The sequence below is a fragment of the Novosphingobium sp. CCH12-A3 genome, from assembly GCF_001556015.1.
In the GTDB taxonomy this organism is placed as follows: domain Bacteria; phylum Pseudomonadota; class Alphaproteobacteria; order Sphingomonadales; family Sphingomonadaceae; genus Novosphingobium; species Novosphingobium subterraneum.
In genome coordinates, this window is record NZ_LSIA01000308.1 from 1 (window position 1) to 10,625 (window position 10,625).

A 10,625-nucleotide genomic window follows, 5' to 3' on the forward strand; every position below is an offset into this window, starting at 1 on the left:
ATCTGGTGCTGATCTACGCCAAGCCCGACAACGAAACGCTGCGCCTCGCGCGCCTTGGCTCGCATAGCGAGGTATTCGGATAGATGACGCATATGCGGGCGATCTTCATCCGCCACGGCGAATCTACAGGCAACGCCGGCGTGCCGTGTCGCGATCTCGCGACGATCGAGCTGATGGAGCACGGCCACGAACAAGCGCGCCAGGTCGCGGCGAGCTGGACGCAAGCGCCCGCGCTCATCGTCACGTCGCCCTATACCCGCACCCGGCAGACGGCCGCGCCGACGATCGCGCGCTTTCCCGGCGTGCCGGTGGAAGTGTGGCCGATCGAAGAGTTCACCTATCTGCAACCGGCGCGCTGGAACGGCACGCGCAGCGCGGAGCGGATGCCGCACCTCGAACGCTATTGGAACGCGGCCGATCCTGATTATTGCGACGGGGAAGGGGCAGAGAGCTTCGCCACCCTGCTACGGCGCTGCGAGGCCGCGCTGGCGCGGCTCGCCGCCATGCCGCCCGCCTCGCTGGTCTATGTGTTCGGGCATGGGCAGTTCATTCAGGCCGCGCGCGCGATCGTCGCTGACGCCCATCTGGACGAACGGGCCAAGATGCGGGCGTTCTGGCGCAAGGGCGAGCCGCCAGCGATCGCCAATGCGCAGCGGGTAGGGTTTCATTTGCAAGGAAATCGCTGGGCCTGCACAACGTGATAGCCGTTCGCTTGATCGCCCTATATGACTGAATGCAATGCGATAATAGATATTCGGAGGCTTAGCCTTATGTCTACCCGTCCGCAATTCTCCCGCATCCTACATTTTGTAGGTATGCTCGCTATGAGCGTGACCGGTACTGCTACAATTGCGCAGGAAGCGCGCCCGCCATTGCAGACAAAGCAGCAGGGCCCCTGTACATTATCGGGACACGGATTCACGGTAGCGGCTCGACAGCGATCGTTTCGGCAGGTTCCGCCCCGTTGCCGACATTACGGACACGTGTCAGCCTCGCTGAATGGAGACGCAATCAGAAGTAGTGCAAACGGCGACCAATCAGCGGGGCGACAAGCCTCAAGAGGGTGACAGGCGCTGGAGCTTGATGCGACGTGGAAGATCAGGAAGAGCAAGCCACGGCGACGTACCCATTCCTCGGCGGACTTCACCAGGCTTGCTCCAAGCCCACGTCCCTGCCACCGTGTCCGGATAGCCAGATTAAAAGAGGCAAATTCTGCAGCGCCTTCGATGCACACGCTCCGTACATCTATGTAGCCGACGAGGTCGCCTATGCGTTGCAGGACGAAGATGCCTCGCTCGCCGGCTACGGCGGCGTTTAGTTCGGCAGTTGTGCGGCGCAGGAGTTCCCCTCGATCCCGGACATCGAAGATCATATGTTCCGCTTCGCGAGCGAGGGCGATCTTCAAGCGTACCAAAGCTTTAGCGTCGTCAAGGTTCGCCGGCCGTAGCTCGCTCCAGCTCTGCTTTCCGCCTACTTGAGCTATCGAACGCGCCGGCGGGAGTGGGCGCGCGTATATTACCTGTGTCATGTGAGGATCTGGACTCCCTGTAACGCGCGCGCGCGCTTTGAGATCGCGAGTTTGCCGAGGGAAAGGTGACCAGAGCGGAAAGCGTGACGTGGGGAAAGCCGCGCCGGATAGCTGAGGCTGCGCGGCCCGTCCGCTTGACGCTGTTCCCGCTTCCAAAAGGCAAAAAGCCCGAGCAGATTCCCCGCGACCGATACAAGATCAACGGCCAAGGCGAACGGTGCGCCAATGAGAAGATTGTGGGCCAGCCAGAAGGGCGCGGCCACGAGAAAGACGATCTTCATCCGCGTCGTTGATCGCTGGGTCCGCGCAATGAAAGAAGATGCACCGCCGCAAGCGGCAAGGCCGGACAGGATTCCATGCCAGGTCGCCACGGTGAGCAACAGCAGCGCGAGCAACGTCGCGCCGTCGAGCGCGAGCTTGGCAACCCGGTCACGAACCACCAGCGCGACGGTGAGCTGCATCAGGGAAAGAAGGCATGCGGCCGAAGCGGTAGGCGCGCCGATCAGCGCGAAGTGAAGCGCGAATGCGCCCGCGCCCGCGCCCTGCACCATGAGCGCTCCCCGGCGCGAGGGTAGGAGCGGCCAGCTCACCACGCAGCCGAGACCAACAGCCCCGAATAGGATCGCAGCTAACCCGGTGCTCGCAAACGTTTGATCGAGGAAAAGCGACATGCACGCTCGCGTCGGGGTTGGTCCGGCTTCCACCGTGAAGGAAGAAGGTTAATGTGGCGTTGTCGTCGACCGCTTTCCCATCGCGAGTCCCGGCCACAATGGCATTTGGCTTTTGACGAGGACTGGTTCATTCTGCGTCCAGCGCGGCGCTCTTCCCCTTGGGTTCCGCCCTTGTTTGGACCAGGACAATGGTGCGTGACGCTTTCAAGCTTCTCGCCATCTCGACGTCGCTCGTGCTTTCTGGCTGCGTCAGTCCGCGAGAAATGGCCGCTCGCCATCGGGCGGCGTGTGCGAGCTACGGCTTCCAGCCTGGAACGGAGAGCTATGCGAATTGCCTTCTCCAGCTCGACGTAGGTGATTACGGCTACGGCCATCATAGGGGTGGCGTGCCGTTGTTTCCCGCCCGGCATCAGGCGCCCGCGCCGCCTCCGCCTATCGCCACGCAGGACTAAGGTCGGCTAAAGTTCACTGATGCCCCATCGTCCTGACCTATTGATCTACGCACTTTCGCTCGGAAGCGCAGCGCCCGTGGCGGCTCAGCAGGTGGTGCCCGCCAAACCACGAACCGCCGCGGGTGCGTCGAAGTTCGTCCAGGACATGCTGACCCGCGGCACAGCCGTCGCAAAGCCTTGGCCGGGTTTCGTGCGGAACAGCAGGATCACGAGCGTAGGAGTGAAAGGTGGTTGCCTCGTTACGCTCACGCTCGCCGACAAAAGCGCCCTCAGCGTGAAACTAGATCAGGTGGTTGCGATCCGACCGCTTTACTCGGCCAACGCGCCCCAGGCGTCGGTGGAGATCAAAGGGGGCGCGCAGCCCTACGAGGGTCTCGATATATTCGTCGGGGACAACGACGCGGTGCGCCGCGTCGGTGATGCCCTGGAGTTCATGCGCCAGTCCTGTGATCCATCGGCGAAGACTGGTTTCTAAACCGGCCAGCGGCGTCTCACCGACTTTTGCGAGGGCGGCTTGATCCGCACCCGACCAAGTTGGCCAACACCGTTATAATCTCATTCTAACCGTTGCGCGCACCGTCGTCGGCGCGCCGGGCATGATGTTGTTGTCGTTGTAGGCGGACGAGAAATAATCGCTGTTAAGCAGATTCTCGACGTTGATTTGCGCCTCGATCTGGGGGGTGAGCTTGAAGAATGCGGCGGCATCGACGCGGGTGAAGGCGGGCAGGATGGCGGTGTTGCTGATGGACGTGAAGCTTTTCGACTGGTGGTAGACACCGGCGCCGGCCCCCAAGCGTGGGGTGAGGTCGTAACGCGTCCAGAGCGAAGCCTGTTGTTTTGGAACCAGCGGAACCTCGCGCCCGGCCGGGGCGGCACTCGTCGTTTTGCGAATTGTCGCGTCCTGCAGCGCATAGCCCGCGCTGATCTGCCACTGGGGTGTGATCGCGCCGCTAAGGCCGAGTTCGAGCCCTTTGCTGCGCTGCGCGCCCGTGAGCACCGTCCGTGCGGGGTCATTGGGGTCGGCCGCGCGGGTGTTGGTGCGGTCAAGCTGGTAGATGGCGGCGGTCAGGTTCAGCGTCGGGCGGATATCCCATTTGAGGCCAAGCTCGTAATTGTCGAACCTCTCCGGCTCCAGCGCGGCGCTGGTGACATCGAGCGATGAGAATTGATCCCCCGACTGCAGCGAAATGATGGAGGCCCGCGACGAGCGCCGTCTTCTGCGCTTCCAGAAGCAGATGGCCGGATACAAGCTGCTCATCATCGACGAACTGGGCTTTGTGCCGCTCTCCAAGACCGGCGCCGAACTGTTGTTCGAGCTGATCTCCCAGCGTTACGAACGCGGCTCCACCTTCATCACCAGCAACCTGCCCTTCGACGAATGGACCGAAACCTTCGGATCTGAGCGTCTCACAGGCGCGCTCCTCGATCGCCTGACCCATCACGTCAGCATCCTCGAGATGAACGGCGAAAGCTATCGCCTCGCGCACAGCCGGGCCCGCAAGGCCAAAACCAGACCCTGAAAATTACACCAATGCCGGGGGGAGTGGCCCTCGGGCTACGCCCTCACGCCACTCCCCCCGGCATGTAACACGATGGCCTGGTTTTACGCCGCCGAATGGCCGACTTTTGCTCCGCCGTTGACAATCGAGGCACGGCTGCAGAATCGCGACAAGGGCAACATCAACTGGACGGTCGGCGGTGCCTGGTTCAAGGACAAGATCAGCCTGTTCAGCACGCTGGACGGCGCCGACACCTTCCGTACCGTGTTCGAAGCGAACTATCTGCAGCGGCGCGAAAGCCTCGCGGCCTTCGCAGACGTCGATTTCAAGGTCGCGCCGCGCCTTCGTGCCGATCTGGGCGTGCGCATCAGCAACGAAAAGAACCGCTTCAGCGGCTACACGCATGATCTCAACCCCTATGGCGTGTCGATCGGATCGCTGGTGTTCGCCCTGCCCGCCGAATTCGACAACAAGCTCAGTGAGACGAGCCCTTCGGGTCGCGCCACGGTCACGTATGAACTGAGCGAGGATGCACGGGTCTATGGCTCGGTCGGACGCGGCTTCCGTGCCGGCGGTTTCGACGGCAGCACGATCTGGTCGACCCCCGAAGCCGATGCATTCAAGTCGGAAAGCGTATGGGCCTATGAAGGCGGGGTGAAGTTCATGCCTGCGCGCGGCCCTGTGCAGTTCGAAGTTGCGGGCTTCTATTATGATTTCTCGAACATTCAGGCCGGTTCCTTCCGCACCTATGATGGCGCCACCACCAGCGTACGCACCAATGTGGGCAAGGCGCGCAGCTATGGCGGCGAGGCCAGCTTCACGATCCGCCCGGTGCGCCCGATGACCATCAATTTCGGCGTCGCGCTGCTCGACACGAAGGTCACCGCGATCGAGGCGATCACCGCTGCCGAAAAGGCGCGCCTGGGCAACGACTTGCCGTTCGCGCCGAACATGACGCTGAACGGCTCGATCCGCTACGAGTTCGCGCTGAACGATCGCATGACGCTGACGCCTCAGGTCGATGCCCGCTACGTCGATGCCTATTATGGCGATCTCGACAATACGGCGCCGGTCGGGGACTTCGCGCTCGTCAATGCGCGCATCGATCTCAAGATCGACCAGCGCTGGACCGTGGCCGGCTTCGTGCGCAACATCGCCGATGTCGATTACACGACCGGCGGATCGGCGACGCAGGCATTCAGCGGCACGCCGCGCACCTGGGGCGTTTCGCTCGGGGCGCGTTTCTGATGGCGCTGACGCGGCGCGGCGTTCTTGCGGGATCGGCGGCGGGCGGGCTTTTGCTCGCCGCCGGTCCCGCCGGGGCAAAAACGAACATGGTCTTCGCGCATGGCGTGGCGAGCGGCGATCCGCATGCCGACAGCGTCCTGCTGTGGACCCGCGTGACCGATCCTGCCCATGGGCCGGTCAGCGGCACATGGGAAATGGCCGAGGATGAACTGTTCACGCGCATCGCTGCGCGCGGATCGTTCAGCACATCGGCGGCGCGGGACCATACGGTCAAGGTGATCGCCTCCGGCCTGAAGGCGGGCCGCGAATATTTCTACCGCTTCCGTGCCATGGACACGGTATCGGCGATCGGGCGGGCAAAAACCCTGCCAACGGGACGCATCGATCGTCTCGATATCGTGCTCGCCTGCTGCGCCATGTATATGTTCGGCGAATTTCACGCCTACCGGGCCATTGCCGATCGGGAAGCGGTGGACCTCATCCTCTTCGTGGGCGACTATATTTACGAATATGGCGCCAACTCGATGCCCGCACTCATGGATGTTCGGGCGATCGAGCCAACGCACGACACGGTCACGCTCGCCGACTATCGCGCACGCTATGCACAGTGGCGTCGTGATCCGGCCCTGCGCGACGCCCATGCCCGCGCGTCGTGGATTTGCATGTGGGACGACCATGAAATCGCGAACGACGACTGGATGCATGGTGCCCAGCATCACGATCCGGCGGCCAACGGCGACTGGGAGGAGCGCAAGGCTGCGGCGGTTCAGGCCTATCTGGAATGGATGCCGATCCGCGATCCTGTCACTTCCGATCCCTATGGCATCACCCGCAGCTTCGCGTTCGGCGATCTCGCGACGCTGGCCCTGCCCGAAACCCGGCTCAAGGCCCGCCAGCAGCAATTGTCGCTGGCCAAGGATCTCGACTGGCATGTTGTCGACCGGCGCGGCAGTGGGGAGCGGGTGATATCCGACCCGGCGGAACTCAAGACACTCGACCTCAAGGCCCTGCCGCAAGGCGTCACGCGCGAACCCGATGTCGCAGCCTTCCGCGAGAAACTTGCCGATCCCGCGCGCGAAATGATCGGCGCGGAACAATGCGCATGGCTGGCGGACGAACTGAAGGCCCATAAGGATGCTCGCCGCCCGTGGTTCCTGTTCGGCAGCGCGACCATCCTGTCCAGCTACGTCTATCCCGATCTGACGAAGTTTCCCGATGGCAAGGTAGCGCTGGCGCCGATGTACGCCCTGACGCGCTATGGCCTGCCGCTTCTCAATGTCGATTCCTGGGACGGCTATGCCGGCGAGCGGGACAAGCTGTACGACCAGTTCGAGAAAAGCGGCGCGAACCTGCTCGTGCTGTCGGGCGACAGTCACATGGCCTGGATCAACGAACCCCATCGCGGGGACCGCCGGATTGGTCTCGAGCTTTCCGCCTCCACGCTGACCGGTCCTTCGATCGGGGAACTGCTCCTGCCGTCGGGGCCGGTCGGCGACGCCTTTGTCCACGACAATCGCGATATACGCTGGTGCGACACCAATGCCGTTGGTTTCGTAACGGTATCGCTGACACGCGACCGGGTGGAGGCCGACTTCGTCCGCGTCCTAACGCCGCGCCAGGCGATCGGAAAGCTCGACATCGCGCGCCATGCCAGCGCACGGATCGCCGAAGATGGGTTGAGCGGCTGGGAGATCAGCTGACCGAACGGCACTGCGTCGGAGCGATCCGGCGCAGTGCCAGCAGGCCGATGAGGCCAGCCAGGCATGAGGGCAGCGCGTAGATCGCCCGCAAGGTGGTTTCGCCTAGCCCATGCGCGGCACCCGGCAGGAAGCCGATAAAGGCGAGCGCCGTGAGCGCCCCGAAAACGCCCAGCGCGGCGGCGAGCTTGTTCGCGACATTGAACGGCGCATAGTGCGTGGCAGCAAAGCCATTGCCGCCCGATCGCACCAGATCCGACACCATCGCCCGCAGCAGCTATATAGTCCGCACCCCATGCGAAACTGCGGATGAGCAGATGGGCCAGCAGCAGCGCCCCGGTCCACCCGTGAATCCCCAGTGCCTCCTCTATGAAGAAGAGCGTCACCGCCCCTTCTGCCGCGTCGGCGGCGCCGAGCGCCCGCATAGAGCAACAGGATGAGCACCAGTTCCCGGCGCAGCAGTATCGGGACCAAGGAGTCTCGATTGCCTTGGTACATCCACATCGACGAGGAAAAGACCGCGAGGTCGCTGGCGCTCAAAGGCGCTTTTCTTGCTCCTTTCATGAACGGCTTGTCGCTGACATGGAACGACCGCCTTGCAGGATCTGATGATGATTGAGTTACAAATTACGACGCGGACTTTTTTGTACGAGAGATTCTATCCGTAAAACTGACTCACGGCATAGCAACCGGGCACAACAACTATCGGCTCGGGCGAAAATAGTCTCTGAGCCAGACCCAATATCGTCATTTGCTGCACAATGCCCGATGCTCGCCTGCGAACGTTCCCCTTACCGAAAAGCTTGGGCTACTTACTGAGCGCAGACGGACCAATACACAGCCACGCCTGATCTCTCTCGCGAAATTCGGACCTACACCGCACCTTGACCGCCATCATAAGCGTCAGGACACAATGCAACATGTCCGCCGCCCAAATGTCATCAAATCGACCCGAAACGGACCGGAAATCGCAACTTTTTTCATTTAACGCGATGCTGCAAGTGCGAAATTGCGCGCTGCTTTGGGGATATTGGGTCATGAATATTTTGCACACGCGTTCGCGCGCCTGCCTGCTTGGCAGTGCCGGCCTGCTCGCTCTGGTAGTAAGCGCGCCCGCTTTTTCGCAGACGCCCACGCCCGCAGCAGACCAAGCGGCGCAGGTCGATGGCGAGGCAACGTCCATCGTCGTGACCGGTGTTAAGGCCACGCGCTCTGCGACCGCCATTACCACAACCGAAATCCAGAAGATCCTGCCGGGCGTTGCGCCTTTCAAGGCGATCCAAACCCTTCCCGGCGTCATGTATGTGACCGCTGATCCGTGGGGCAACAACGAGCAGAACGCCTCGCTCTTCATCCATGGCTTCAGCGCTCAGCAGTTGGGCCACACCCTGGACGGCGTACCGCTGGGCGATCAGAGCTACGGCAATTTCAACGGCCTTTCACCCCAGCGCGCTATCATCTCCGAAAATGTCGGCAGCGTCGTCGTCGCCACCGGTACCGCGGAACTGGGCATCGCATCGACCAGCAACCTGGGCGGCGGTATCGAGAATTTCTCCAGCGATCCGCGCGCGCAGATGGGCGCACAGCTGAACCACACTTTCGGCAGCTACGGCACGGCGCGCACTTTCGTCCGTCTGGACAGCGGCGAGTTCGGCAACGGCAATAGCGGCTATGTCTCGGTTCTGCGCCATCGTGCGCGCGCTTGGGATTTCCGCGGCAAGCAGAAGGGATGGGCCGCCAACGCCAAATTCGTCCATGACGACAGCAATGGCAAGCTGACCGCCTATTTCAGCTATTCCGACAAGCAGGAACCCAATGAGGACGCGACCACCGTCTTCAAGAACCCTACCAATGCGGCGCAGGCCTATCAGCCCTATACCCGCCCCTTCTTCTACCCCGATTTCGACGGCGCGGTCGCTTATCTGAACGCCAGCGGCAATGTACCGGCCGCCGAAGCGCAGAATTATCGCAACTATTACAGCGCCGCGATCCGGACCGATTATCTGGGCTACATCAAATATCAGGCCCATCTGTCCGACCAAGTCGACTGGTCGAACCAGGTATATTATCATAATAATGACGGCGCGGGCATCGTCGCCGGACCGATCACGGTCGCGGGCCTGCCCAACCTGTTCTCGCTCTATTTCCCCGGCCAGAATCTGAAGACGGCCACCGGCAATTCGGGCTATGCGATCCGTACCACCGAATATCGCATCGATCGCGGCGGCATCCTGTCCTCGATCGACGCGACGCTGGGCAACCATCAGATTCAGCTTGGTGCGTGGTACGAATATAACAGCTCGGCCGCCTATCGGAACTGGTATGCGCTCGATGTGACCCGGCCGCAGGACTACAACCCCTATTCGCTGCCGCCGCATGATCCGCTGTTCACCCAATATGCCAGCGAGATGCGCACCAATGTTCTGCAACTTCATGTGCAGGACAGCTGGCAGGTCACGCCCAGCCTGCTGGTCCAGGGCGGCTTCAAGTCCAGCCTGCAATTTGCCAGCGGCACCTTCCCGGTCCAGCCGATCATCGGATCGCTGCCTGGTTCGGCAAGCGCCCTGCCCGAAGGCGAGATCAACACCAAGCGCTGGTTCCTGCCCGCGATCGGCGCGAAGTGGGACTTCACCGACAGCGAGCAGGTCTATGTCAACGTGCAGAAGAACCTGCGCCACTTCCAGCCTTATGGTGGCGGCGGCGTCACGCCGTGGAGCAGCGGCAGCCAGGCGGCATTCGACAATCTGAAGTTCAATGGCCGCCCCGAAACCTCCTGGGTCTATGAAATCGGCCTACGCAGTCGCCGGACCATCGACAGTTCGTTCCTGACCGGGATCGAAGCGCAGGTGAACTATTATCATGTCGATTTCAGCGACCGCCTGCTTGGCATCACGCCTCCCGGCGCGATCGGCGGCATCGGCGGCGGTGGCATCAGCGGTATCGACGCGGCGCTGACGCTGCGCTTCGGGCAGGTCTTCTCGCTCTACAACGCCGTGTCCTACAACCGCTCCATCTACGACAGCGACTATAGCACTATCACTGGCGCGGCGACTGGCACGCGGATCGGCGGCATCGCGACCGTGGGCGGCGTCGTGCCCACCGGCGGCAAGCTGATCCCTGTCAGCCCGAAGTGGATGAACAAGACGGTTGCGACGCTGACGCTCGGCGATTTCGATGCCCAGATGATCGGCGACTATGTCGGCCGCCGTTTCACCACCTTCACCAACGATGCATCGGTCAAGTCGGTGTTCCAGGCCAGCGCCCGGATCGCCTATCGCCTGCCCGCCAGCATAGTCGGCCTGCAAAAGGCGGAGATCAGCCTGAACGTCACCAACCTGTTCGACACGACGGGCGCATCGACGGTGCAGGCGAGTGCGAACACCAACAATTACAATGTCTACCCAATCCCGCCGCGCCAGTGGTTCGCCACCTTGTCGGTAAACTACTGATGCAGGACAGGTCGGTATCCCGCCGTTCGCTGCTTCAGGCGGGTGCCGGCCTGTCCTGCATCAGTAGTTTACCGACAAGGT

At 62.2% G+C, this 10,625-nt stretch carries 11 protein-coding genes and 2 pseudogenes; 9 read left to right on the forward strand and 4 right to left on the reverse strand.

Features of this window, described 5'->3' with window-relative positions; translation table 11 throughout:
- Window positions 1–83: pseudogene (locus tag AX703_RS25225) on the forward strand (type II toxin-antitoxin system YafQ family toxin); the annotation flags it as partial.
- A gap of 9 nt (window positions 84–92) precedes the next feature.
- The gene (locus AX703_RS25230) at window positions 93–701 is read left to right on the forward strand and encodes a histidine phosphatase family protein (protein WP_062348208.1); all 609 of its coding nucleotides are present in this window, start codon (window positions 93–95) and stop codon (window positions 699–701) included.
- 272 nt (window positions 702–973) lie between these two features.
- Here AX703_RS25230 and AX703_RS29025 read toward each other — a convergent pair whose 3' ends face one another.
- Window positions 974–1,528, reverse strand: a complete 555-nt coding sequence (locus tag AX703_RS29025) for a GNAT family N-acetyltransferase (protein ID WP_062348199.1) — start codon at window positions 1,526–1,528, stop codon at window positions 974–976.
- A complete protein-coding gene (locus tag AX703_RS25240) occupies window positions 1,525–2,199 on the reverse strand; it encodes a YgjV family protein (RefSeq protein ID WP_080604539.1) in 675 nt (224 codons plus the stop codon). Before AX703_RS25240 ends, AX703_RS29025 begins: the two co-directional genes overlap by 4 nt.
- A gap of 188 nt (window positions 2,200–2,387) precedes the next feature.
- Here AX703_RS25240 and AX703_RS25245 point away from each other — a divergent pair, with 188 nt between their 5' ends.
- Complete coding sequence (locus AX703_RS25245) at window positions 2,388–2,651, forward strand: hypothetical protein (RefSeq protein ID WP_062348202.1); 264 nt, start codon at window positions 2,388–2,390, stop codon at window positions 2,649–2,651.
- 76 nt (window positions 2,652–2,727) lie between these two features.
- The gene (locus tag AX703_RS25250; protein WP_004212919.1) at window positions 2,728–3,126 is read left to right on the forward strand and encodes a hypothetical protein; all 399 of its coding nucleotides are present in this window, start codon (window positions 2,728–2,730) and stop codon (window positions 3,124–3,126) included.
- Between the two features lie 72 nt (window positions 3,127–3,198).
- On the opposite strand, the gene AX703_RS25255 is transcribed toward AX703_RS25250, so the two are convergent.
- Window positions 3,199–3,912, reverse strand: a complete 714-nt coding sequence (locus tag AX703_RS25255) for a TonB-dependent siderophore receptor (RefSeq protein WP_004212917.1) — start codon at window positions 3,910–3,912, stop codon at window positions 3,199–3,201.
- Here AX703_RS25255 and istB point away from each other — a divergent pair.
- The 3 genes and pseudogenes from istB to AX703_RS25270 all read left to right on the forward strand — a co-directional run.
- Window positions 3,833–4,171 (forward strand): annotated as a pseudogene (istB, locus tag AX703_RS25260) (IS21-like element ISSsp5 family helper ATPase IstB); the annotation flags it as partial. The gene AX703_RS25255 and the pseudogene istB sit on opposite strands and share 80 nt — an antisense overlap.
- A gap of 72 nt (window positions 4,172–4,243) precedes the next feature.
- Window positions 4,244–5,398, forward strand: a complete 1,155-nt coding sequence (locus tag AX703_RS25265; RefSeq protein ID WP_004212916.1) for a TonB-dependent receptor — start codon at window positions 4,244–4,246, stop codon at window positions 5,396–5,398.
- Window positions 5,398–7,098, forward strand: a complete 1,701-nt coding sequence (locus tag AX703_RS25270) for an alkaline phosphatase (RefSeq protein ID WP_062348204.1) — start codon at window positions 5,398–5,400, stop codon at window positions 7,096–7,098. Before AX703_RS25265 ends, AX703_RS25270 begins: the two co-directional genes overlap by 1 nt.
- Here AX703_RS25270 and AX703_RS25275 read toward each other — a convergent pair.
- On the reverse strand, window positions 7,091–7,360 hold the full coding sequence (locus AX703_RS25275) for a hypothetical protein (protein ID WP_004212913.1): 270 nt from the start codon (window positions 7,358–7,360) through the stop codon (window positions 7,091–7,093). The genes AX703_RS25270 and AX703_RS25275 overlap by 8 nt on opposite strands.
- Before the next feature lie 171 nt (window positions 7,361–7,531).
- On the opposite strand from AX703_RS25275, the gene AX703_RS27675 reads away from it, so the two are divergent.
- Both AX703_RS27675 and AX703_RS25280 read left to right on the forward strand, forming a co-directional pair.
- A complete protein-coding gene (locus AX703_RS27675) occupies window positions 7,532–7,714 on the forward strand; it encodes a hypothetical protein (protein WP_143058613.1) in 183 nt (60 codons plus the stop codon).
- A 418-nt stretch (window positions 7,715–8,132) separates the two neighbouring features.
- Window positions 8,133–10,544 (forward strand): TonB-dependent receptor, encoded by a 2,412-nt coding sequence (locus AX703_RS25280; protein ID WP_062348206.1) that lies wholly within the window; start codon window positions 8,133–8,135, stop codon window positions 10,542–10,544.
- The last annotated feature ends 81 nt before the right edge of the window (window positions 10,545–10,625 follow it).

Coding starts and splice junctions, on each gene's coding strand:
- AX703_RS25230 (WP_062348208.1), top strand. CDS start 93: ATGCGGGCGATCTTCATCCGCCACGGCGAATCTACAGGCAACGCCGGC.
- AX703_RS29025 (WP_062348199.1), bottom strand. CDS start 1,528: ATGACACAGGTAATATACGCGCGCCCACTCCCGCCGGCGCGTTCGATA.
- AX703_RS25240 (WP_080604539.1), bottom strand. CDS start 2,199: ATGTCGCTTTTCCTCGATCAAACGTTTGCGAGCACCGGGTTAGCTGCG.
- AX703_RS25245 (WP_062348202.1), top strand. CDS start 2,388: ATGGTGCGTGACGCTTTCAAGCTTCTCGCCATCTCGACGTCGCTCGTG.
- AX703_RS25255 (WP_004212917.1), bottom strand. CDS start 3,912: ATGATGAGCAGCTTGTATCCGGCCATCTGCTTCTGGAAGCGCAGAAGA.
- AX703_RS25265 (WP_004212916.1), top strand. CDS start 4,244: ATGGCCTGGTTTTACGCCGCCGAATGGCCGACTTTTGCTCCGCCGTTG.
- AX703_RS25270 (WP_062348204.1), top strand. CDS start 5,398: ATGGCGCTGACGCGGCGCGGCGTTCTTGCGGGATCGGCGGCGGGCGGG.
- AX703_RS25275 (WP_004212913.1), bottom strand. CDS start 7,360: ATGGTGTCGGATCTGGTGCGATCGGGCGGCAATGGCTTTGCTGCCACG.
- AX703_RS27675 (WP_143058613.1), top strand. CDS start 7,532: ATGAGCACCAGTTCCCGGCGCAGCAGTATCGGGACCAAGGAGTCTCGA.
- AX703_RS25280 (WP_062348206.1), top strand. CDS start 8,133: ATGAATATTTTGCACACGCGTTCGCGCGCCTGCCTGCTTGGCAGTGCC.